19 protein-coding genes are annotated in these 22,798 nt (G+C 72.8%); 11 read left to right on the forward strand and 8 right to left on the reverse strand.

Annotation, left to right across the window (positions count from 1 at the left end):
* Positions 1 to 19: 19 nt before the first annotated feature.
* The 4 genes from HNQ79_RS08485 (at position 20) to HNQ79_RS08500 (ending at position 5,409) form a co-directional block, all read left to right on the forward strand.
* The gene (locus HNQ79_RS08485) at positions 20 to 1,519 is read left to right on the forward strand and encodes an APC family permease (RefSeq protein ID WP_260421531.1); all 1,500 of its coding nucleotides are present in this window, start codon (positions 20 to 22) and stop codon (positions 1,517 to 1,519) included.
* Positions 1,520 to 1,726: 207 nt separating this feature from the next.
* A complete protein-coding gene (xseA, locus tag HNQ79_RS08490; RefSeq protein ID WP_185028586.1) occupies positions 1,727 to 2,953 on the forward strand; it encodes an exodeoxyribonuclease VII large subunit in 1,227 nt (408 codons plus the stop codon).
* 89 nt (positions 2,954 to 3,042) lie between these two features.
* Positions 3,043 to 3,270: an exodeoxyribonuclease VII small subunit gene (locus HNQ79_RS08495; RefSeq protein WP_185028589.1), complete on the forward strand. Its 228-nt coding sequence runs from the start codon at positions 3,043 to 3,045 to the stop codon at positions 3,268 to 3,270.
* 276 nt (positions 3,271 to 3,546) lie between these two features.
* Positions 3,547 to 5,409: a sigma-70 family RNA polymerase sigma factor gene (locus tag HNQ79_RS08500; RefSeq protein WP_185028590.1), complete on the forward strand. Its 1,863-nt coding sequence runs from the start codon at positions 3,547 to 3,549 to the stop codon at positions 5,407 to 5,409.
* 136 nt (positions 5,410 to 5,545) lie between these two features.
* Here HNQ79_RS08500 and HNQ79_RS08505 read toward each other — a convergent pair whose 3' ends face one another.
* Complete coding sequence (locus HNQ79_RS08505) at positions 5,546 to 6,394, reverse strand: isocitrate lyase/PEP mutase family protein (protein WP_185028593.1); 849 nt, start codon at positions 6,392 to 6,394, stop codon at positions 5,546 to 5,548.
* 193 nt (positions 6,395 to 6,587) lie between these two features.
* On the opposite strand from HNQ79_RS08505, the gene HNQ79_RS08510 reads away from it, so the two are divergent.
* The 6 genes from HNQ79_RS08510 (at position 6,588) to HNQ79_RS08535 (ending at position 13,036) form a co-directional block, all read left to right on the forward strand.
* Positions 6,588 to 7,625 carry a DUF4190 domain-containing protein gene (locus tag HNQ79_RS08510; protein WP_185028595.1) on the forward strand — a complete coding sequence of 346 codons (1,038 nt, stop codon included), beginning with the start codon at positions 6,588 to 6,590 and terminating at the stop codon, positions 7,623 to 7,625.
* Between the two features lie 143 nt (positions 7,626 to 7,768).
* On the forward strand, positions 7,769 to 8,521 hold the full coding sequence (locus HNQ79_RS08515) for a GntR family transcriptional regulator (RefSeq protein WP_185028597.1): 753 nt from the start codon (positions 7,769 to 7,771) through the stop codon (positions 8,519 to 8,521).
* 282 nt (positions 8,522 to 8,803) lie between these two features.
* The gene (locus HNQ79_RS08520) at positions 8,804 to 8,983 is read left to right on the forward strand and encodes an SPOR domain-containing protein (RefSeq protein ID WP_185028803.1); all 180 of its coding nucleotides are present in this window, start codon (positions 8,804 to 8,806) and stop codon (positions 8,981 to 8,983) included.
* 121 nt (positions 8,984 to 9,104) lie between these two features.
* The gene (locus HNQ79_RS08525) at positions 9,105 to 9,506 is read left to right on the forward strand and encodes a (deoxy)nucleoside triphosphate pyrophosphohydrolase (RefSeq protein WP_185028599.1); all 402 of its coding nucleotides are present in this window, start codon (positions 9,105 to 9,107) and stop codon (positions 9,504 to 9,506) included.
* Positions 9,507 to 9,779: 273 nt separating this feature from the next.
* On the forward strand, positions 9,780 to 10,217 hold the full coding sequence (locus HNQ79_RS08530; RefSeq protein ID WP_185028601.1) for an ATP-binding protein: 438 nt from the start codon (positions 9,780 to 9,782) through the stop codon (positions 10,215 to 10,217).
* Between the two features lie 287 nt (positions 10,218 to 10,504).
* Entirely contained in the window at positions 10,505 to 13,036 is a 2,532-nt protein-coding gene (locus HNQ79_RS08535; protein WP_185028805.1) for a SpoIIE family protein phosphatase, read from the forward strand.
* 136 nt (positions 13,037 to 13,172) lie between these two features.
* On the opposite strand, the gene HNQ79_RS08540 is transcribed toward HNQ79_RS08535, so the two are convergent.
* Entirely contained in the window at positions 13,173 to 13,883 is a 711-nt protein-coding gene (locus tag HNQ79_RS08540) for a PspA/IM30 family protein (RefSeq protein WP_185028603.1), read from the reverse strand.
* Between the two features lie 213 nt (positions 13,884 to 14,096).
* On the opposite strand from HNQ79_RS08540, the gene HNQ79_RS08545 reads away from it, so the two are divergent.
* Complete coding sequence (locus HNQ79_RS08545) at positions 14,097 to 15,299, forward strand: IS110 family RNA-guided transposase (protein WP_185028605.1); 1,203 nt, start codon at positions 14,097 to 14,099, stop codon at positions 15,297 to 15,299.
* 67 nt (positions 15,300 to 15,366) lie between these two features.
* Here HNQ79_RS08545 and HNQ79_RS08550 read toward each other — a convergent pair whose 3' ends face one another.
* From HNQ79_RS08550 to HNQ79_RS08575, 6 genes are all read right to left on the reverse strand, one after another.
* Positions 15,367 to 17,481, reverse strand: coding sequence for a TPM domain-containing protein (locus tag HNQ79_RS08550; RefSeq protein ID WP_229923313.1), 2,115 nt, complete (start codon positions 17,479 to 17,481; stop codon positions 15,367 to 15,369).
* Positions 17,482 to 17,629: 148 nt separating this feature from the next.
* Positions 17,630 to 18,493, reverse strand: coding sequence for an arylamine N-acetyltransferase family protein (locus HNQ79_RS08555; protein ID WP_185028607.1), 864 nt, complete (start codon positions 18,491 to 18,493; stop codon positions 17,630 to 17,632).
* A 28-nt stretch (positions 18,494 to 18,521) separates the two neighbouring features.
* The gene (locus HNQ79_RS08560; protein ID WP_185028609.1) at positions 18,522 to 19,319 is read right to left on the reverse strand and encodes a succinate dehydrogenase/fumarate reductase iron-sulfur subunit; all 798 of its coding nucleotides are present in this window, start codon (positions 19,317 to 19,319) and stop codon (positions 18,522 to 18,524) included.
* Complete coding sequence (locus tag HNQ79_RS08565) at positions 19,316 to 21,280, reverse strand: fumarate reductase/succinate dehydrogenase flavoprotein subunit (protein WP_185028611.1); 1,965 nt, start codon at positions 21,278 to 21,280, stop codon at positions 19,316 to 19,318. The genes HNQ79_RS08560 and HNQ79_RS08565 overlap by 4 nt, the downstream gene beginning before the upstream one ends.
* Before the next feature lie 19 nt (positions 21,281 to 21,299).
* The gene (gene sdhC, locus HNQ79_RS08570; protein WP_185028613.1) at positions 21,300 to 22,136 is read right to left on the reverse strand and encodes a succinate dehydrogenase subunit SdhC; all 837 of its coding nucleotides are present in this window, start codon (positions 22,134 to 22,136) and stop codon (positions 21,300 to 21,302) included.
* A 172-nt stretch (positions 22,137 to 22,308) separates the two neighbouring features.
* Positions 22,309 to 22,602, reverse strand: a complete 294-nt coding sequence (locus tag HNQ79_RS08575) for an Rv0250c family protein (RefSeq protein WP_185028615.1) — start codon at positions 22,600 to 22,602, stop codon at positions 22,309 to 22,311.
* Positions 22,603 to 22,798: the final 196 nt, after the last annotated feature.

Consider the following 22,798-nt stretch of genomic DNA (forward strand, 5'->3'; position numbering starts at 1 on the left):
CCCGCGGGGGAACACTGGGATGGTTGACCGGCTCGCGTACGGAGGAACGATGGCGGGGAGTCCTGACGGGACCGAAGGTACGGCCGGTACGACAGGGGCGACGGAGGCCGCCGACGCCGCGGGTGCCGGTGGACCCGCCGGGTCAGGCGAGGCCGCTGGGCCGCGTGGACGCAGGCCCGGTGGGCGGCCGCAGCTCAGGAGGAGCCTCGGGTTCCGGGATCTCGTCGTCTACGGCCTGCTGTTCATCGCGCCCATGGCCCCGGTCGGTGTCTTCGGCACCCTCGACGCCAAGTCGCACGGCGCCGTCGCGCTCGTCTACGTCGTCGCGACGGTGGCGATGGCGTTCACCGCCTTCAGCTACGCGCAGATGGTGCGGGTGGTCCCGCAGGCGGGTTCCGTCTTCGCCTACGCGCGCGCCGGGCTCGGCGAGGGGCCGGGGTTCGTCGCCGGGTGGATGGCGATGCTCGACTACCTGCTGATCCCGGCCGTGGCGTACCTGTTCTCGGGCATCGCGCTGAACGCCCTGATCCCGTCGGTGTCGCAGTGGGTGTGGACGGCGCTCGCCGTGCTGGTGACCACCGCGCTGAACATGACGGGCGTACGGGCCGCGGCGCGGGTCGGGTTCGCGGTGCTGGCGCTGGAGATCGCGGTGCTGCTGGTCTTCGTGGTGGCCGCACTCGTGGTGCTGCTGCGGGACGGCGCCCAGCGCGACTGGCTGTCGCCGCTGACCGGCGACGGGTCGATGGGGGCGTTCTCGCTGGCGGCGGTGCTCGGCGCGGTGTCGGTGGCGGTGCTGTCCTACCTGGGCTTCGACGCGATCGCCTCGTTCGCGGAGGAGGTGACGGGAGGCTCGGCACGGGTCGCGCGCGCGGTGCTGATGTGTCTGGCGCTGGTCGGCGTGCTGTTCGTCGTACAGACGTACCTGGTGGCGCTGCTGTCGCCGGTGACGGCGGCCGAGCTGGCGGCCGACCCGTCGAAACAGGGCACGGCCTTCTACGACGCGGTGGACGGGGCAGTGGGGGCGTGGCTGCACGACCTGGTGGCGGTGAGCAAGGCGATCGGCGCGGCGTTCGCGGCACTGGCGGGACAGGCGGCGGCGGGGCGGCTGCTGTTCGCGATGGCACGGGAACGGCGGCTGCCGGGCGTGCTGGCGCGGGTGGACGCGAAGTCCGGGGTGCCGAGGGTGGCGCTCGGGCTCGCGGCCGTGGTGACGCTGGTGGCGGCGGTGTGGGCGGCCCGGCGGGGGGACGGCATGGACCATCTGGTGTCGGTCGTCGACATCGGTGCGCTGACCGCCTTCGTCCTGCTGCACGCCTCGGTGATCGGGTGGTTCGCCGTTCGGCGCAAGGCGGGGGCGCCGGTGTGGTGGCGGCACGTCGTCGCCCCCGTGCTGGGGGCGCTGATCGCGGTCGCCGTCATCGTGGAGGCGAGCCGGGCGGCGCAGGTGGTGGGCGCGGCGTGGCTCCTGGTGGGGCTGGTGGTCCTGTTCGCCCAACGGGGGCGGGCGGTTCGGCGGTAGAGGGGGCGCGGGGTGGTCGGGGCCGGGCCGGGTGCGGGGCGTGGGGCGGCGGGACGGCCACCGGTCGGCCACGACGTCCGGGCCCGAGGTGCGTACGGCCACGTCGATCCGAGCGGGTGCACCGCGAGACCGTGCGGCTCGCCGCCGGGCAGGCCGTGCTCCTCGGCAAGCGGCCCCGTTGTCGGTGCTGCGGGCTAGCCTCGGGGCATGGCTCTCAACACGTCAGCGGACGCGCCCCTTCCGGTCGGTGAGGTCTCCCGGTTGATCGGGGGATGGATCGACCGGCTCGGCGCCGTGTGGGTCGAGGGGCAGATCACACAGTTGTCACGGCGGCCGGGCGCGGGGGTGGTGTTCCTGACGCTGCGTGATCCGTCGAACGACATCTCCGTGGCCGTGACCTGCTACCGGCAGGTCTTCGACGCGGTGGCCGACGTCGTCTCGGAGGGCGCGCGCGTCGTCGTCCACGCCAAGCCCGAGTGGTACGCGCCGCGCGGGCAGTTGTCGCTGCGGGCGAGCGAGATCAAACCGGTGGGCATCGGGGAACTGCTCGCCCGGCTGGAGCAGCTGAAGAAGTCCCTGGCCGCGGAGGGCCTCTTCGCACTCGACCGGAAGCGGAGCCTGCCGTTCCTTCCGCAGCTGGTCGGGCTGGTGACAGGGCGGGCCAGTGCGGCGGAGCGTGACGTCCTGGAGAACGCGCGGCGGCGGTGGCCCGCCGTCCGCTTCGAGGTGCGCAACGTGGCCGTCCAGGGCGTCCACGCGGTCCCGCAGGTCGTTCAGGCCGTGCAGGAGCTGGACGCCCTCCCGGACGTCGACGTGATCATCGTGGCGCGCGGCGGCGGCAGCGTCGAGGACCTGCTGCCGTTCTCGGACGAGCAATTGGTACGGGCGGTGTCGGCGGCCCGTACGCCCGTCGTGTCGGCCATCGGGCACGAGCCGGACTCGCCGCTGCTGGACCTGGTCGCCGACGTACGGGCCTCCACGCCCACCGACGCCGCGAAGAAGGTCGTACCGGACGTGGGCGAGGAGCTCGACCGGGTCCAGGCGCTCCGCGACCGGGCGCTGCGGATCGTGCAGGGTCTCCTCGACCGGGAGGAGCGCGGCCTCGCTTCCGCGCTGGCCAGGCCCGTGATGGAGCGGCCGCAACGGATGGTCGAGGACCGGGAGGCGGAGGTGGACGCGTTGGTGGCACGGAGCCGCCGGACGCTGGGGCACCTGCTGGACCGGGCCGACTCCGAGCTGTCGCACACCCGGGCGCGGGTCGTGGCGCTCTCGCCGGCCGCCACGCTGGAACGGGGGTACGCGGTGCTGCAACGGGGCGACGGGGCGGTGGTGCGTTCGCCCGACGACGTGTCGGGCGGGGACGAACTGCGGGCGCGGGTCTTCGAGGGGGAGTTCGCGGTACGGGTCGCGGCGGCGCGCGACGAGGGGGAATGACAGGGGCGGCTGACGGGGAGCGGGGAGGGCCGCTGGGGGGCGGGTGAGCTGCACTGTCGTTGTCGGACCTCGCACATAGGGTGGATCGCATGGCCAAGACGGAAGAAGCCGGTGCCGGAGCCGAGGTGGGCTACGAGCAGGCTCGGGACGAGTTGATCGAGGTCGTACGACGCCTGGAGGCGGGCGGTACGACGCTGGAGGAGTCACTGGCCCTGTGGGAGCGCGGGGAGGAGCTGGCGAAGGTGTGCAGGGGGTGGCTCGAAGGGGCTCGGGCTCGGCTGAACGCGGCGCTGGCGGAGGGGCAGCGGGAGGGCTGACCCCCGCGCCCGGACCGTAGCTCTGGCATGCCCTCGGACTCGGTTGCGGGGGCCGGGTGTCCGCCGCCCCGGTGCGTCCTGCCGCAGGCCCGTGAGGGCCGGCAGGCACATCCGGATGCGCCGGATCGCCCGCCTCCGCGGGACGGGGGAAGTTCGTCAACGGGTTTCTGTTATCCGGGAACCCGGCCCCGGTCTCCTGTTCCGTGGAGCAAGATGCGTGTGCGTGCCGTACGTACGCGTGTACGGGCCGAGCAGGTGTGAGAGAGGCGGGAAACCGTGACCAGGGACCACGGAGTCGCGACAGTCGTAGCGGCGCAGAGCGGTGACCCGCAGGCGCAGGACGCCCTTGTCGCCGCCTACCTGCCTCTCGTCTACAACATCGTCGGCCGTGCGCTGGACGGTCACGCCGATGTCGACGACGTCGTGCAGGACACCATGCTGCGTGCCCTCGCCAACCTCCCGACCCTCCGTATCCCGGAGAGTTTCCGGTCCTGGCTGGTGGCCATCGCCATGAACGAGGTGCGGCGGCACTGGCACCGCGAGCAGCCCCTCGGCCTTCCCGCGCCCGGGGAGCGCGAGCCCGCCGACCCCGGAGCCGACTTCGTCGGCCTGACCATCGTCCGGATGGGTCTGACCGGACAGCGCAAGGAGACCGTCGAGGCGACCCGCTGGCTGGACGGCGACGACCGGGCCCTGCTGTCCCTGTGGTGGCTGGAGGCGGCAGGTGAACTGACCCGGGCCGAGGTGGCGACGGCGCTGGAACTCGCGCCGGAGCACACCGCCGTACGCGTACAGCGGATGAAGTCCCAGCTGGAGGCGGCCCGGGTGGTGGTACGGGCACTGGCCGCCGTGCCGCTGTGCGGGCAGTTGCGGGAGGTGCTCGCAGCCTGGGACGGGACACCGTCCGCGCTGTGGCGGAAGCGAATATCGCGGCACGCGAAGGACTGTGCGACGTGCTCGGGCCACCGCGCCGGGCTCGTCCCGGCGGAGGGACTGCTGGCGGGGTTCGGGCTGGTGCCGGTGGCCGGGGCACTGGTGGAGCTGGTGAGCCTGGCGGTACGGAACGGGGGCGGGCCCGCAGCGGCAACCGGGGCGTACGACGCGTACGGCGTGTCGTACGCGACGGACGCCGCATCCGCGGCACACACCCAGCCGATACCGACCGCGGTCCCCTACCCGCACGCGGACCCGTACTCCCACGCGGACCCGGGCACGGCCCCGTATCCGGACGCGACCTCCCTCCCCGCGACCGACCGGACCCCCGGGACGGAGCCGCTCGTCGGCGCGGGCGCGGGTGCCGACGGGCCGGGCGGGGACCTCGGGAAGCGCACGCCCGGCGGCAGCGCCGTCGGTGACGGCCCCTCGCGCAGCGACCGGCGCCGGACCCGGCAGCGAAGGCGGCAGGTCGTGGTGGCGGTCGCCGTGCTGGCGGTCGTCGGCGGCGGGATCGGGGCAGTGCAGTGGTTCGCCGGCGGGGACGACGCCGCGGCCGGAACCTCCGTCGCGGACGCAGCCCGGACGAGCGGGCCCGTCCTGTCCGGCACGGGGACGGACGCGACCGCGACCGCATCCAGAGCGCCCAGCAGTGCCGTGCCCTCGCCCACGACCGCGTCGCCCACCAAATCCGCCACCCCGGGCAGGACGCCCGACAGAACCCCCGCCCCGACGAAGTCCGAGGCCGCCGCGCCGCCCGCCAAGCCGACCCGCGCCGCCGAGCCCACGCGCCCCGCCCCGCCGCCCGCACCGCCCGCACCGCCCGCCGGGCCCGCGCAGGAGGTGATCGCCCTGGTCAACTCCGAGCGGACGAAGGCGGGATGCGGCCCGGTCAGGGGCAACGCCCTGCTCCGCACCGCGGCGCAGCGGCACTCCGAGGACATGATCGCCCGCGGCTACTTCGACCACATCAGCCCCGACGGCGACGGTCCCGGCGAACGCGTGACCGCCGCCGGGTACAAGTGGAGTACGTACGGGGAGAACATCGCCGCAGGGCAGGCGACCCCCGCCGCCGTCATGGACACCTGGATGAAGAGCCCCGGGCACCGCGCCAACATCCTCAACTGCGCGTTCAAGGAGGTCGGCATCGGCATCGCGGACGCCTCGGGAGGCATCCGCTGGACGCAGGTGTTCGGCGCGCGGTAGGCGCCCGCGGATCCCCGCGGACCCGGGTGCGCCGGCCCGCCGGCCCGCGGCACCTCCGCGCGAGCCCGAGGTGCCGGCCCGCGGGGGCGCGCGTGGGCGTCCCCCTGGGCGGGGCCCGGCCTCGGAAAGGCGCCCGTCAGTTCTCGAAGAGGGCGTTGAGTTCGTCGTGCGGGACCGCGCCCGCCACCGAGTCGTACGTCCCCGACGTCAGAAGCTCCTCGGTGGCCCGGCGCGCCACCGCGTATGCCGCGCCCGCCACCTTTCCGCCCAGGCTGATCCGTGCCACGCCCAGTGCGGCCAGCTCGGCGACGGCCGGGGACCCCGGCCCGGCCAGCACGTTCAGCGGTGCGTCGACGGCCGCCACCAGGGCCGCGAGTGTCTCCGGGTCGGTGACGCCGGGGACGAAGACGCCACTGGCGCCCGCTCCGACGTACGCGTGCATCCGGCCGATCGTCTCCTCCAGCCGGCCCGACTCCTCGCCGATGCCGAACAGATAGGTGTCGATGCGGGCGTTGAGGTAGAGGGGAATGCCGGCCTTGTCGGCGGCGCTGCGGGCGGCGGCGATGCGGCCCGCCTGCTCCATGGGCGTACGGTGCCCGTCCTCCAGGTTGACGCCGACCGCGCCCGCCGCGATCACGGCGGCGACCGTCTCGCCGACGCCCTCCGCGGTGTCCGCGAGGCCGCCCTCGATGTCGGCCGTCACCGGTACCTTCACCGCGTCGGCCACCCGCGCCACGAGTTCGAGCGCCCGCTCCCGGTCGAGTGCGTCACCGTCCGGGGCGCCCAGGCTCCAGGCGACGCCCGCACTGCTGGTGGCCACGGCGCTCGCTCCGGCCGCCTCGACGACCAGCGCGCTGGCGACGTCCCAGGCGTTGGCGAGCAGGAGCGGGGAGCCGGGGATGTGGTGCAGGGCGTGGAGAAGTTCGGCCTTCTCGCGCTGACCGGCGGCCCGGCCGCCGGATGTGTGGGAAATCGCAGAAGTCATGGGCACAGTGGAGCACTTCGCGGGCCCGGAGGCTGGTGATTTTCCGACCTCACCCGCGCCTGCCGCGCCCGCCGTCCGCACCCCCGTCGTGCGGTCCGGGCGCGTGCGCGAGAAGTGGCACGACCGCTTTCGGCCGTGCCGCGTACGATGCGCGCGGCACCCCCGCAACGCCCCGACGAGGAGCTCCGCATCCATGGCGATACCCCCGCCGCCCCCGGAACAGCCCTGGGACCGGCCCCGGCAGCCGTCCCCGCAGGTCCCGCACGACACCGAGATCCGGCAGGCCCCGGCCGTCCCGCATCGCCCCCACGGGCCGCAAAGCGCACAGGCCCCGCAGAGCTCGCAGGACGCGCAGCCCCCGCAGGACCCGACCGCTCCGCATGCCCCCCACGCCCCGCCGCCCCAGGCGTACGGCGCGCCCCCCTTCGGTGCTCCGGCCCCCGGCCAGCCCTCGTACGGCCAGCCCTCGTACGGCCAGTCCCCGTACCCGCAGCCCTCCTACGGGCAGCCCCCGTACGCCGCCCACCCCTATGGTCCGCCACCCGCGCCGCCCGCCGCCAACGGGCTGGCCGTCGCTTCCCTCGTGACCGGCATCGTCTGCTGCGTGCCGCCGCTCGGCCTGATCCTGGGCCTCATGGCCCTGGCGCAGATCAAGAAGCGCGGCGACTCCGGCAAGGGGCTCGCGGTCACCGGCATCGTGCTGTCGTCGCTGAGCGTCGTCCTGGTGCTTGTCGGCCTGCTCACCGGCGGGCTGAACTCGCTCGGCGACGAGCTGCGGAAGGGGGCGAGCGGCAGCAACAGGTCCGTGGAGGATCTGCGGATCGGGCAGTGCTTCAACACTCCCGACGGGTCGCTGGAGGGCACCACGTACGACGTGGAGGTCGTCGGCTGCGACAAGCCGCACGACGCCGAGGTGTTCGGCACCTTCGACCTCGCGGACGCGAAGGCGTACCCCGGCGACGAGAAGATCAGCAAGGTCGCCGACCAGCGCTGCGCCATCGCCGAGAAGAGCTACACCGGCGGGGGCGCGGCCGACGTCGACTCGTACTACCTGATGCCGGACCCGCGCGGCTGGCGGCTCGGCGACCGCGGGGTCACCTGCGTCTTCGGCGACGAGTCGGGCGACCGTCTCACCGGCTCCCTCCGCGGCACCGGCAGCGGAGATTCGGGTGGCACGGGTGGGGCGGACAGTACGGATGGGACGGACGACGTCCAGGGTGAGGAGGTCTGACCCGGGGTGTCGTGGCCTTACTCGCGGAAACATGCCTGCGTAACGGCAAATCATCACTTCGAGTGAAACCCTGGCCTTTGCTTGTGTCCGTCGACCCACGGTTGCCACGCTGTTGCTGTCTGTCAACCTGATGGGAGTGGCCAGTGACATTCGGTGAGCAGCCCGCCTACCTGCGCGTGGCGAAGGATCTCCGGAGGCAGATCGCCGACGGAAAGCTGCCGCCGCACACCCGCCTTCCCTCGCAGGCCCGCATCCGCGAGGTCTACGGCGTGTCGGACACGGTCGCCCTGGAGGCACGCAAGGTCCTGATGGCGGAAGGCCTGGTGGAGGGGCGCTCGGGTTCGGGGACGTATGTGCGGGAGCGGCCGGTGCCGCGGAGCGTGACCCGCTCCGCCTACCGTGCGGTGGGCACCTCCACGCCCTTCCGTCAGGAGCAGGCGGCCGAGGGCACCCGTGGGACCTGGGAGTCGCGCAGCGAGCAGACCGTCGCGCCGGGCGGGATCGCCGCCCGGCTGGGCATCGAGCCGGGCGACCGTGTGATGCGCACCCGGTACGTCTTCCGGGACGCGGGGGAGCCGCTGATGCTCTCCACCTCCTGGGAGCCCCTCGCGGTGACCGGGCGCACGCCGGTGATGCTGCCCGAGGAGGGTCCGCTGGGCGGCTGCGGAGTGGTCGAGCGGATGGCCGCCATCGACGTCGTGGTGGACAACGTGACGGAGGAGGTCGGTGCGCGGCCCGGACTCGCGGAGGAGCTGGCCGAGCTGGGCGGCGTGCCGGGGCACGTCGTGCTGACCATCGAGCGGACGTACTTCGCCTCCGGGCGGGCGGTCGAGACGGCGGACCTGGTGGTGCCTGCCGACCGCTACCGGGTCGCCTACCGTCTGCCGGTGAAGTGACTCGGCACGACGGGCCCCGGTGAACTGAGCGCTTCGTCAACTGCTGTCCCCTGCAAGCAGGTTGGGACCTCTGGGGGGCGCATCCACATGGATGCGCCCCCCTTTCTTGCGTCAACTCCCCTGCGCTTCTTGGCCAGATCGGTGCCTCTTTGTGCAAAGGCGTATCCGGTCCGTGAAGGTCAGGCGTAGGGTCGGGCATATGCGTACTGAGGTTTCCTGGGGATCCTTGACGGCGTTGTCGGCGCATGCGCCGGCGGACGGAGGCACGTGATGAATCACGCGGTGAACGACGGCGGTGACCGGCTTCCGTGGTTGGTGGTCCGGCAGGACGACAACGGCAACCGCTACCGCGTGGGCGCGTACGCCACGCGGGCGGAGGCCGAGCGGCGGGCCGACCAACTCGACAGTCGCGGACACAAGCAGCTGTATCTGATCGAACAGGCCGGGGTGAAAAGGTCCTGAACCAGCGAGCACGGAACCGCTCCGGCTGCAGGAGCGTATGAGAGAGAGCGGGCGCGGCGATGCGCCTCGGTGGATCCGATCAATTTACCGAGACGTGGCCTTCCACCCGTAGGCTCCGCCCATGACGGAACGACTTGTCGTGGGCGGAGCCCTTTTTCATCGCGGCCGGCTGCTGGCCGCCCGCCGAAGCTCCCCGCCGGAACTGGCCGGCCGCTGGGAGCTGCCCGGCGGGAAGTGCGAGCCGGGCGAGACGCCCGAGCAGGCGCTGGTGCGCGAACTGCGCGAGGAACTGGGCGTGGAGATCGAGCCGGTCGAGCGGATCCCGGGCCAGTGGCCGCTGAAGCCCGGGTACGTCTTCCAGGTGTGGACCGCCCGGCTGCTGTCCGGCGAACCCCGCCCCCTGGAGGACCACGACGAACTGCGCTGGCTCGGCCCCGAGGACGGCGACACGGTGGACTGGCTCGACCAGGACCGCCCGGCGGTCGCCGAGGCCGTGCGCCTGCTGCGTACGACGCCGGTGTAGGGGGTATCGGGCGGCGTCCGTGCGCGGGTGTGCGCCGCCCGGGCGCACCGCACCGCGGTGGGCCGTTTCTCCGGCGGCGCACGGGCCGGCAGCGCCCGGCGCGCGGAGGGCCGAGCGGGGCAACGGGATGCGGCGCGCGGGCCGTACCGTACGCCGTTCGTGCCACAGTGCACCCGTTCCCTGGATAGAGGGCGCCCGATATCGGGTATGTGCTGATTAACCCCCCGAAAAAGGGACGTTCCTCATGGGGGTCCGCTGCTGCTGCTCTGGGATGTGGTCGGCGTGCTCGACACCGAAGGCGCCCGCGCCGACTGGACCTTTACCGCCGAGCCCGACGCGGTGCGCACCGCACGGCACGCCGTCCGCGACGCCTTGCACGACTGGGGGCTGGACGAACTGGCCGATGTGAGCATACTGCTGGTCAGCGAGTTGGTGACCAACTCCCTGCAGCACGCGTCCGGGCCCATCGGTGTCCGGCTGGTGAGGCTCGACACCCCGGCCCCCACCGCCGGAACCGCCGGGCCCGCCCGCGCCGTCCTGCGGGTGGAGGTCTCGGATCCGCTCTCGGATCCGCCCCGTGCACGGGCAGCGGGCCCCGACGACGAGGGAGGGCGCGGGATGCAGCTGGTGGCCTGCTCGGCACGGCGCTGGGGCACCCGGCGTGGAAAGACAGGGAAAACGGTGTGGTTCGAGCTGGCCCTGCCCGGTTAGAAGTCTGAAGGGACTTTCGATCACGACGGCACGGACTGCGCGGCGCCAGGACGGCCGAAAAGGGCCGGGAGAGAGCCGGGAGAACGTCGCGATCGTGAACGCCGTGCCGCCCGGGCCCGTAGTGCTGAATACTGCGGGTCGGGCCGGTTCCGGTGAGGTGAGCTGGAGGGGACGGTCGTGTGAACGAGATACCGGCGGAGGGGCGTCAGCCCGACGCGGGGACAGGCGGTACGCAGGGTGCTGCGGACGCCCGGGACGCCTTCGCGGGCGCCGTGACGGGCACCGCCCTGTGGCAGAGCAGTCCGCCCGGGTCCGTCTACGACTACATCCGGCTCGCGTCCTTCTCGCTCGGGGCCGACGGGCTGGTCGAGCAGTGGAGCCGGCGGGCCGAGGAACTCTTCGGGCTCTCCGCGCGCCAGGTCGTGGGACGCGACCCGGTCGAGGTCTTCGTGCCCGAGCGGCACCGCGGGGACGGGCACCGGCAGGTGGCCGAGATCCTGGACGGCAAGGAGTGGACGGGGCTCGTCCCGTTCCGGATGCCGGACGCCCCGAACGCGGCGGGCGACACCCGCGGTGCGGAGGGGATCGCGGAAATCTATGTGATGCCGAGCGAGACCCCCGAAGGGGAGCGCGGTGCGCTCTGTCTCGTGGTGGACGTCACCGACCTGCGCCGCATCGAAACCGACCTCGCTGCTTCGCAGGCAATTTTCGGTCAATCTCCCTTCGGCTTCCTGCTGTTCGGGACGGACCTCACGGTGCAGCGCACCAACCGCCGCTTCGCCTCGGTGTTCGGCGGCACCGCCGACGACCACCGTGGCCGCTCCGTGCACGACTACCTGGCCGCCCCCGAGGCCGACCGGGTGCACACCGCGCTCGCCCGCGTCCTGGAGACCGGCGAGTCCATCACCGACATCCAGATCACCGGCACCGAACCCGGCAGCACCGAACGCCGCCACTGGTCGGTCAACCTCTACCGGGTGCACAGCGGCTCCGGCCGTCCCGTCGGCGTCGCGGGACTCGCCACCGACGTCACCCGCCGCCAGCGGGCCGCCCGCGAGGCCGCCGACGCCCGGCGCAACCTCGCCCTCCTCAACGAGGCCGGCGCCCGGATAGGGAACTCCCTCGACCTGGAGACCACCGCCCGCGAACTCCTCGACGTGGCCGTCCCCGGCTTCTGCGACCTCGCCTCCGTCGACCTCTACCAGGGGCTGCTCACCGGCGACGAGGCCCCGCCCGGCGTCACGGACGGCAGTGCCGAACTGCGCCGGGTCGCCTTCGCGAGCGCAGTCTCCGACGCCCCGCTGGCCATGCCCGGCTGTGTCGGGCCCGGCGAGGACCCCGCCGAGATCACGGTGGGCTCGGTCCACCGCTACCCCTCCGGCACCCCCTGCGCGAAGGCGCTGCGCACCGGCCGGGCCCGCGCGGTCAACGGCGACGAGGGCGACCTCGTGCACTCCACGCTCGCCGTGCCGATGGTCGCCCACGACACCGTCATCGGACTCGTCCAGTTCTCCCGTACGAAGGGCAGCGAACCCTTCGGCGAGCGCGACCGGGCACTGGCCACCGAACTGGCGTCGCGTGCCGCCGTCTGCATGGACAACGCCCGCCTCTACCGCAGGGAGCACGAACGCGCCCTGATCCTCCAGCGCAGCCTGCTGCCGCCGGGGGACCCGGAGGCGGCGGGACTCGACATCGCCTGCCGCTACCTGCCCGGGAACACGGCGACCGAGGTCGGCGGCGACTGGTTCGACGTCATCGAACTGCCGGGCCACCGCACGGCACTGGTGGTCGGGGACGTCATGGGCAGGGGACTGCGGGCCGCGGTCGCGATGGGTGAACTGCGCACCGCCGTACGGACCCTGGCCCTCCTGGACCTGGAACCCGCCGAGGTGCTCTCCGCGCTGGACGAGATCGCGCGCGGCCTCGGCACTCCGAGCGGGGCCCAGCAGGCGTCCCGGGCCGCGCACAAGTCCCGCGAGGCGGACCTCTCCGAGGTGTACCTCGCGACCTGCGTCTACGCGGTGTACGACCCGGTCACCCGCCGCTGCACGTTCGCCAACGCGGGGCACCTGCCGCCGGTGGTGGTCGAGCCGGGGGAGGAGCCGCTGCTCCTGGACGTCCCGCCGGGCATGCCGCTGGGCGTGGGCGGCGAACCCTTCGAGGAGGTGGAGGTGGAGCTGTCCGAGGGGTCCCTGCTCGCCCTCTACACGGACGGCCTGGTCGAGTCCCGCGAGCACCCGCTCGACGAGGGCCTGCGCGACTTCCGTACGGCCCTGAGCGGGCCCGTGCGTCCTCTGGAGGACGTCTGCGACCACGTACTGACCACGCTCGACACCCGGCACGGCGAGGACGACATCGCGCTCCTCATGGCCCGCATCCAGGGGCTCCCGGCGGAGGCCGTCGGCGACTGGCGGCTGCCGCGCGAGCCGCGTTCGGTGGGCCGGGCCCGTGAACTGGCCCGTGCGCAGCTCCAGTCCTGGGACCTCGAAGAACTGGTCGACACCACGGAGCTGCTGGTCAGCGAACTGGTCACGAACGCACTGCGGTACGGCGAGGGCGAGGTCAGACTGCGGCTGCTGCGCGACCGCACCCTGGTGTGCGAAGTGTGGGACGCGGGCCTGGTCCAGCCCCGGCGGCGGCGCGCCCGCGACACCGACGAGGGCGGACGCGGCCTCCAGCTGGTCGGACTGCTCAGCGCCGCCTGGGGGGCGCGGCGGACCCCCCGGGGCAAGACGGTGTGGTTCGAACTCGCCCTGCCGGACGGCGAGTCCCCGAACGCGGCCGAGCTGAGCGTGGAGCAGCTGCTGAGCATGTACTGAGGCCGCGGCGCCCCCGGGTGCGGGCCGGGCATGCGGGTCCACAAGGCCGTCGGGCGCGGCCGGGCGGCGGGGCCGTCGGGCACCGGCCGGGCGGTGGCGGGGCCGCCCGGCCGTCCGTGCCGGGGGACGGTCCCCGCTACGTGTTCTTCAGGGCGGCCAGCCGGGCCGCGATCTCCGCGTCGTCGCCCAGGCTGTCCAACTGCTCGAACTGTGCGTCCAGCGACGACGCCGCCAGCTCCTGCTTGCCGAGCGCCCTCGCCTCCTCGCGCCGCACCTTGTCCTCGAAACGGCTCAGCTCGCTCGTCGGGTCCAGGACGTCGATGTTCTTGACGGCGTCCATCATCGTGTTCTGGGCCTGCGCGGACTTCGCACGCGCCACCAGCTCGTCCCGTTTGGACGTCAGCTCGGCGAGCTTGGCCTTCATCCTGGTGAGCCCGTCCTTGAGACCGGCCACCACCTCGGTCTGTGCGGCGATCGTCGGTTCGGCGGTCTTCGCCTCCTTCTCCGCCTGGAGCTGCCGTTGCAGGGCGACCCTGGCGAGGTCGTCGAACCTGTCCGCGTCGGGGGCCGAACCGCCCGCCCGCAGCTCGTCCGCCTTCCGGCTGGCGGCCAGCGCCTTGGCGCCCCACTCCCGGGCCGCGTCGACATCCTCGCGGTGGTCCTGCTCCAGCAGCCGCAGATTGCCGATCGTGGCGGCGACGGCCTCCTCGGCCTCCGCGATGTTGCTGGTGTAGTCGCGGATCAGCTGGTCGAGCATCTTCTGCGGGTCCTCGGCCTGGTCGAGGAGGGCGTTGATGTTGGCCTTCGCGAGCTGGGTGACACGGCCGAGTACGGTCTGCTTGGACATCGGGTGCTCCGTAAGTTGTTGGGCGGCCCGGGAGGGCCGGATGTGGCTGATCGGGTCTTGCCAGTTGTGGCTCCGAAGGAGTGGCCGTCCGGCTCTCCGGGGCACCCTGGCTGCTGATTGAGATGTGCGCGCTGTGTGCGGTCGCTGATTACGGAGATGACGGCGGGGTGTTCCTCGGGCTGACGGCATGCTGTGCGGAACGAGGAGGGGCAAGTGAGTAAGCGGCACGCCCAGGTCTGGGCCGGCATCGACGCGGGGAAAGGCCATCACTGGGCGGCGGTGGTCGACGGGACCGGCGCGACCCTGTGGTCGAAGAAGATCGAGAACGACGAGTCGGCGATCCTCACAGCGCTTGGCGAAATCCTGGGCCTGGCGGACGAGGTCCACTGGGCGGTGGACATCTCCGGCACGTCCTCCGCGCTGCTGCTGGCCCTGCTGGCTGCCCACGGCCAGCAGGCCGTCTACGTGCCCGGCCGGACTGTCAACCGCATGTCGGGCGCCTACCGGGGCGAGGCCAAGACCGATGCCCGCGACGCTTACGTCATCGCCGAAACCGCTCGCCACCGCAACGACTTCGCCTCGATCGACGTGCCAGCCCGGCTGGCCGCCGACCTGGCTCTGCTGACCGCCCACCGATCCGACTTGGTGGCCGACCGGGTGAGGATGATCAACCGGCTGCGCGACGTGCTGACCGGCGTCTTCCCCGCCCTGGAGCGGGCCTTCGACTACAGCGCGCACAAGGGCGCCCTGGTCCTGCTGACCGGCTACCAGACCCCGGCCGCCATCCGTCGCCGCGGGCGGGCTCGGCTTACGGCGTGGTTGGCCAACCGCAGTGTCCGGGGTGCCGATACGGTTGCCGCGACCGCCCTGGAGGCCGCGCAGGCCCAGCAGACCGCGCTGCCCGGAGAGGATGTCGCCGCTCAGATCGTCGCCGACCTGGCGGCGCAGATCCTGGCCCTGGACGACCGGCTCAAGCGGATCGAGAAGCAGATCCGCGAGACATTCCGCAGCCATCCGCAGGCGGAGATCATCGAGTCCCTGCCCGGCATGGGCCCGATACTCGGTGCCGAGTTCGTTGTCGCCGCGGGCGACCTGTCGGCATACACCGACGCCGGCCACCTGGCCTCGGCGGCCGGACTGGTGCCCGTCCCGCGCGACTCCGGCCGCCGCACGGGCAACCTGCACCGGCCCAAGCGCTACAGCCGCCGCCTGCGCCGGGTGTTCTACATGTCCGCGCAGACCAGCATCATCCGCGAGGGGCCCAACCGGGACTTCTACCTCAAAAAGCGGGGCGAGGGCTGCAAACACGTCCAGGCCGTCATCGCCCTGGCCCGCCGACGGGCGAGCGTGTTGTGGGCACTGCTGCGTGACGGACGGATCTTCACCTCCACTCCGCCGGTCACGCAGGCGGCTTGACTTCGTCATTAAGACTCCTTCGGGGTTCCGCGGGTGCTGGGGGAGGTGACGTGGTGCGTGTACGTGTCTAGAACCGGCCGCCACCACCCCTGCGCCCCCTCGTGCCCCCGCCGCCGAAGCTGCCGGGGCCGCCGCCGAATCCGCCGCCGCCGAAACCGCCCCCGTAACCCCCTCCGCCGCGTCCGCCGTTGAGGATCCCGCCCAGGATGATGCCGCCGAGGACCGCGCCGTTCAGGCCGCCGCCCTGTCCGCCGCCCATGCCGCCGGCGCCGAAGCCGCCGCCGTACCCGCGTACGTCCTGCTCGGCCAGGCCCTGGGCCTGCCGGGCGAGGGCGTCCGCCTGCTGGGCCTCGGCGAGGGCGTCCGGTGCGTTGTCCTGCCCCGCCAGCGCGGTGGACAGCTCCAGGTGGCGCTGGGCCTCCGCGAGGCGGGTGCGGGCCTGACTGCCGACCGCGCCCCGGTGCGTGGTGATGAAGTCGGCCGCCGCGCCGATCGCCGCACGCGCGGTCAGCGTCGCCTGTCCGAGCAGGTCCCTGGCCCGCCGGCCCGTGCTCTCCCGCTCGCGCGCCCCGGCCAGGGCCGCGTCGAGGGCGGCGTCCGCCTCCTCGACCCGGCGCAGCGCGTCGATCGGGTCGTACCGCCCCGCCCTCACTTCCTCACGAACGCTCCCGGCGACGGCCTCCGCGCGGGCGATGCGGCCCCGGAGGTCTGCGGTCCCCGCGCCCGGAGCCGTACCGTCCAGCAGCCCGCGGGCGTCCGCGAGATCGGTGTCGGTCTCGGTGAGCGCGCCCTCCAGGTGACCCACCGCCTCGGCCAGTTCGAGGGCGCGCCGCTCCACCGCGTCCACCAGGGTGGCCGCCTGACCGACGGCTCCCTCGGCGGCCCGCACGAAGACGGCGGCCCTGCCGTTGTCGTCGGCCACCAGCGCCTGCCGGGCCAGGTTCAGGTTCTCCGTCGCGAAGACCAGGCGGTCCTTGGCCTGCTCGACGTGCCCGGCGACCGGCGCGGCGGCGGAGTCGGCGTACCGGCCGGACATCGCGGCGAGCGTGGCCTCGGCGGTGCTCGTACGGCCGGTCAGCTCCCGGAAGGCGGCCTCGGCGGCGTCCAGGGCCGCGGGCGCGTTGCGTTCCAGCTCGCGCAGCCGGTCGAAGCCCTCCGACTCGGCGTCGAGGCGGCGGTTGGCCTCGGCGCAGCGGGCGAGGATCTCGTCGAGCATCCTGCGTTTCGTCGGATCGTCCTCGGGCCAGGCGTCGTCCAGCTGCTGGCGGATGCGGAAGGCGGCGGTGAGCTCGCCCTTCGCGCAGGCGAGTGCGTCGGCGAAGGGGCGGGCCGCCTCCTCCCCGAACTGGGCGGTGGCGAAGCCGAGTTCCTCCTCGCTCGTGCGGACGGCGTCGTCGGTCTCGACGAGCGCCTGCTTGGCGCGGCCGTCGAGCTCGGGCAACGGGGTGGCGGCGGGAGCGGGGGCCCGCCCGGCGGCGTCCACGCCCGTCCCGTCCTTCCGCTTCCGGTTCCTGCGCCTGCTGTACGCGTACGCGGCCAGCGCACCCGCGCCGCCGACCGCGACGACCGGGAGGACCAGGTCCCCGGCCGCACCGTCCTCGGCGCCGGGGTCGCTGGTGCCGGGGACGAGGGTGGGTGTCGGGACGGCCTGCCCGACGAGCACGGCGGCGTACCCGTTGGCCGCGCCGATGGCGGCGCCCGCCCAGTCGTTCTCCCGCAGGGCCGGCTTGACCGCGTTCGCGGAGACCTCCGCGAGCTGTGCGTCGGTGAGGCGGGACGCGTCGTCCACGGAGTACGCGTACTGGCGGTCGCGGGTGGCGACCGCGAGGAGGACGTCGTCGCGGCCGAGACCGTTGCGGGTGGCGGTGGTGTCGGCCCAGCTCTGCGAGGACCTGCCGGAGAAGTCACGGACGTAGACGACGAAGAGCTGGATGCGGTGGTCCGCGTACAGCCGGTCGAGTGCTTCGGCGACCTCGCCGCGTCTGTTGCCGAGGGCGCCGGCCTTGTCGGTGATCTGGCCGTCCGAGAGACGGACGGGGCCTTCGGCGCGCACGGCGTGTGCGGGGGTCCGCGGGACGGCCAGCCAGCAGGCGGCCACGGCCAGGAGAACGGCCAGCAGGGCGGCGGGCCGGAGGCTGCCGACCGCGCCGGGTATCCGGGAACGGCACTCGGGAAGCGTCACAGGGGGAGGCTATGACGGGCCCCGGACCGGCGCGAGCCGGGTGCGGGCGCGTGTGGGGGCACGGAGAGACCCGAGCCGGGTGCGCGCGGGCGCGGGGCAGGCGTGCCCGTACGGACGGCCCCCGCGGCGCCGCGCCCCGGCCGCCTGCCTACGATGCGGTCAGCTTCTCGACCAGCAGTGCCGCGTCCTCCTCGCTCGGCTCGATGCCGAAGACGTCCGCCAGGACCTTGGGCACCTCGTGCGGTTCCAGCTCGCGGGTCTCCGTGGGCAGCGACGGGTCCGGGTGGCTGGACGTGAGCTCCAGGTGGTCCAGGACGTGCAGCCGGTCGGGCAGCACCCGCTGCACGAAGAGGCGGCGACTGAAGGGGGAATGGGGGCTGAGCGCCACGAAGAAGTTGGTGGTGCGGAGGTCGACCGGGTACTGCGGGTCGAGCGTCACCGTGTGCCGCACCATCCACCCGGTGCCGTCGTCGGTGTCCGGGCCCTGGGCGGGCTGGTACATCGCCCAGCCGACCGCACCGGGCGTGACCTCCTGCCGCCGCAGCCGGTACGTCCACGCGTCCTGCGCCACCTCGACGCCCTCCGGCCCCTCCACCAGCTCGACCGGTTCCAGCATGCTCGCCCCGAAGCCCACGTCGCACAGCCACCGGGACCCGTCGTCGAACCCGACGACCAGCATCGCGTGCGTCGTCGGCAGCATCTTCGTACTGCCCATGACGACCCGCCCCTGCACCACGAAGAAGCGGTACCCGAGGGCTTCGAGCAGGGCGGCGAACAGCGTCACATGCTCGAAGCAGTAGCCGCCGCCCCGGCCGGAGACCATCTTCCGCTGGAGGGCGGCCAGGTCCAGGGGAACGTCTCCGTGGAGGTACGCGGACAGGTTGTCCCAGCGGACGTTCAGCACATGGGCGCGGTGCAGGGCGCGCAGGTTGGCCGGGGTGGGGGAGCGGTCCCCCTCGTGCCCCAGCCGCGTCAGGTAGCCGTCGAGGTCGAGTTCGTCACTGTTCCACATGCCCTGTGCAGCGTGTCCGCTGCCGGAGCTATTCCGTCCGCCCGGCCGGACGGCGGCGAATCCGGTTCCCCAGCCAGACCAGCGGGTCGTACTTGCGGTCGGCGGCCCGTTCCTTCAACGGGATCAGCGCGTTGTCCGTGATCCTGATGTTCTCCGGGCAGACCTCCGTGCAGCACTTGGTGATGTTGCACAGGCCGAGCCCGTGCTCCTCCTGGGCCGTGCGCTTGCGGTCGAGCCCGGCCTCGTGCGCCGCGTCCAGCGGATGCATGTCCAGCTCGGCGATGCGCATCAGGAAACGGGGCCCGGCGAAGGACTCCTTGTTCTCCTCGTGGTCACGCACCACGTGGCAGGTGTCCTGGCACAGGAAGCACTCGATGCACTTGCGGAACTCCTGCGACCGCTCCACGTCCATCTGCTGCATCCGGTACGCACCCGGCTCCACCCCCTCGGGCGGGACGAAGGCGGGTACCTCCCGTGCCTTCGCGTAGTTGAAGGACACGTCCGTCACCAGGTCCCGTACGACGGGGAACGCGCGCAGCGGCGTCACCGTGATGGTCTCCGACGGTGTGAAGGTCGACATCCGGGTCATGCACAGCAGCCGGGGCCGCCCGTTGATCTCCGCGCTGCACGAACCGCACTTGCCCGCCTTGCAGTTCCAGCGCACCGCCAGGTCGGGCACCTGGGTGGCCTGGAGGCGGTGGATGATGTCCAGGACGACCTCGCCCTCGTTCACGGCGACCCTGTAGTCCTCCAGTCCGCCGCCCTCCTGATTCCCGCGCCACACCTTGAAGTCGGCGACGTACTTGGCAGAGGCAGAAGTGGTCACTCGTGAAGCTCCTCTTCGGCGAGGTACTTGACCAGCTCCTCCTTCTCGAAGAGGGCGAGCAGGTCCGGGCGGATGGGCTCGGTGGTCGTCGACGTGAGTTCGATCTGGCCGCGCGCGGGGTCCACCGGCGCCGGATCGGCGGCCACCGCCCCGGCCGCCGGGTCGGTCAGCCGGCACAGCAGGTTCACCGGCCGCCAGGACCGCTCCATGGCGGGGAAGTCCTCGCGGGTGTGGCCGCCGCGGCTCTCGGTGCGTTCCAGGGCGGCGCGGGCGATGCACTCGCTGACCAGCAGCATGTTCCGCAGGTCCAGCGCCAGGTGCCAGCCCGGGTTGAACTGGCGGTGCCCCTCGACGCCCGCGCGCCGGGCCCGGACCCGCAGCTCGGCCAGTTTCTCCAGGGCGCGGGCCATCTCGCCCTCCTTGCGGATGATGCCGACCAGGTCGTTCATCGTCTGCTGGAGTTCCTGGTGGAGGGTGTACGGGTTCTCCGGCGGGCGCCCCGTCTCCGCCGCGCCCGCCTCCGGACCCTCCGCGCTGAACGGCCGCAGCGCCTCGGCCGCCGCCGCGTCGACCTGGGCCTCGTCCACCCGGGGCCGCAGCGCGCCGGCGTGCTCGAACGCGTGCTGCGCGGCGTGCAGCCCGGCCCGGCGTCCGAAGACGAGCAGGTCGGACAGGGAGTTCCCGCCGAGCCGGTTCGACCCGTGCATACCGCCGGCGACCTCTCCGGCCGCGTAGAGGCCCGGCACGCCGCGGGTCGCCGCCGTGTCGGAGTCCACGGCGATACCGCCCATCACGTAGTGGCAGGTCGGCCCGACCTCCATCGCCTCGGCGGTGATGTCGACGTCGGCCAGTTCCTTGAACTGGTGGTACATGGACGGCAGCCGGCGGCGGATCGTCTCGGCGGGCATCCGCGTCGACACATCCAGGTAGACCCCGCCGTGCGGGGTGCCGCGCCCCGCCTTCACCTCGGAGTTGATGGCACGGGCGACTTCGTCGCGGGGGAGGAGCTCGGGCGGACGCCGGTTGCTGTCCGGGTCCTCGTACCAGCGGTCGCCCTCCTCCTCGGTCAGCGCGTACTTGTCCTTGAAGACGTCCGGCACGTAGTCGAACATGAACCGCTTGCCTTCGGAGTTGCGCAGTACGCCGCCGTCCCCGCGGACCGACTCGGTGACCAGGATGCCCTTCACGGACGGCGGCCAGACCATGCCCGTCGGGTGGAACTGCACGAACTCCATGTTGAGCAGCGGCGCCCCCGCGAGCAGGGCCAGCGCGTGGCCGTCGCCGGTGTACTCCCACGAGTTCGACGTCACCTTGAAGGACTTGCCGATGCCGCCGGTGGCGATGACCACGCTCGGGGCCTCCAGGACGAAGAAGCGCCCCGACTCGCGCTCGTAGCAGAATGTGCCGGCGACGCGCTCCTCGTCGAGCAGCACCCGTGTGACCGTGCACTCCTGGTAGACCTTCAGGCGCGCCTCGTAGTCGCCGCTCTGCCGGAAGTCCTCCTGCTGGAGTGCCACGATCTTCTGCTGAAGGGTGCGGATCAGCTCCAGGCCCGTACGGTCGCCGACGTGCGCCAGCCTCGGGTACTCGTGGCCGCCGAAGTTCCGCTGCGAGATCCGCCCGTCCGGAGTCCGGTCGAAGAGCGCACCCCATGTCTCCAGCTCCCACACCCGGTCCGGTGCCTCACGGGCGTGCAGCTCCGCCATCCGCCACTGGTTCAGGAACTTTCCGCCGCGCATGGTGTCGCGGAAGTGCACCTGCCAGTTGTCCTTGGAGTTCACGTTCCCCATGGACGCGGCGATGCCGCCCTCGGCCATCACGGTGTGCGCCTTGCCGAACAGGGACTTGCAGATCACGGCGGTACGGGCGCCCTGCTCGCGCGCCTCGATCGCGGCCCGCAGCCCGGCCCCGCCCGCGCCCACCACGACGACGTCCCACTCCTGCCGCTCCAGCTGAGTCATTGTGAGAAGGCTCCAAGTGTTAGAAGAAGCGCGGGTCCTCGAAGGCGCCGGAAGCGAGCAGGTAGACGTAGAAGTCGGAGGCCGCCACGCTGATCAAAGACGCCCACGCCAAGTGCATGTGACGGTCGTTCAGCCTGCCCACCCAGCCCCACAGCCGGTAACGCACCGGGTGCTTGGAGAAGTGCTTCAGCCGCCCTCCGACGATGTGCCGGCAGGAGTGGCAGGACAGGGTGTACGCCCAGATCAGCGCGATGTTGACGAGGAGGACGAGCGTGCCGAGCCCCATGTGGCCCCACTCGTAGTTCTCGTCCCGGAAGGCGAGCGCCGTGTCGTACGTGAGGATTCCGGCGACCGGCACCGCCGCGTAGAAGAAGTAGCGGTGGATGTTCTGCAGTACCAGCGGGAAGCGGGTCTCGCCGGAGTACTTCTTGTGCGGCTCGGCGACCGCGCAGGCGGGGGGCGAGGCCCAGAACCCCCGGTAGTAGGCCTTCCGGTAGTAGTAGCAGGTCAGCCGGAATCCGAGCGGGAAGATGAGGATGAGCAGCGCGGGCGAGAGCCCCCACCAGCTGCCGAAGATCTCCCAGTTGGGCCCGCCCTTCATGGGGATGCAGTTCTCGGCGAGGCAGGGGGAGTAGAAGGGCGAGACGTAGGGGGCGGCGTAGTAGTCGCCGTTGGCGAAGGCCCGCCAGGTCGAGTACACGACGAAGGCGAACAGCCCGGCCGCGGTCAGGGCCGGACTCAGCCACCACCGGTCGGTGCGCAGGTGGCGGGCGGAAATGGCGGCGCGGGACGCGCCGCGCACGCCCGTGCCGGGTGTGCGCGGCGAACGGGCTGCGGGATCGGTGCCTGTGGCCAACGGGGGCTCCAGGGGTCGGGGACGGTCACGGATACGGGCGGGCGCTACGCCGGGACGGCTGGGCGCGCGGGAGCACGGGGGCTGTCGCCCGAGTCCCGTGGGGACACGGGCACGCTGCGCGCCTCGGGGGCCACGGGGCGACGAAGCCGCGCGCTCACCCCGCCGCACCCCCTCACGGCGCGTGCCGGTCCCGAGCCCCCAGCCCCTCGTCGTCCGAGTCCGTCCACAGTGCGCTGTCGTACGGCGCGTCCGGGATCGTGATCAGTTCGACCCGTGGCGGTCCGCCCGCACCCGCTGCGGGCGTCGGGGCCCCGAGCAGCGCCACGCTCTCGCGCAGGTGTGCCGCGTCCGTGCGGATCCGGCGGATCTCCAGGCTGTCGCCCACCTCCGCCGCCACCCGCAGGACCGTCCGGTCCAGTCGGTCAAGGCACTGCTGAAGGTCCGTCAACTCGTCTTTCAGGGACATGAATTGCCCTCGCTTCCGCGGTGCGGTCGGCAACGCATCCGCGCCTGGAGTGTCGCGCGTCACATCCCTCCTTGTGAAGAGTGCGTACGCCGCCGCGCGGAGCGCATCCGTCCCGCGCGCCCCCGCCGACGCCCCGCCGCCCGCCCCGTTGGGCCGCACGGGTGGGCTTCCCCGGATGCCCGACGTGTCGTCGCCG

Source organism: Streptomyces candidus, assembly GCF_014207445.1.
Classification (GTDB): Bacteria; Actinomycetota; Actinomycetes; order Streptomycetales; family Streptomycetaceae; genus Streptomyces; species Streptomyces candidus.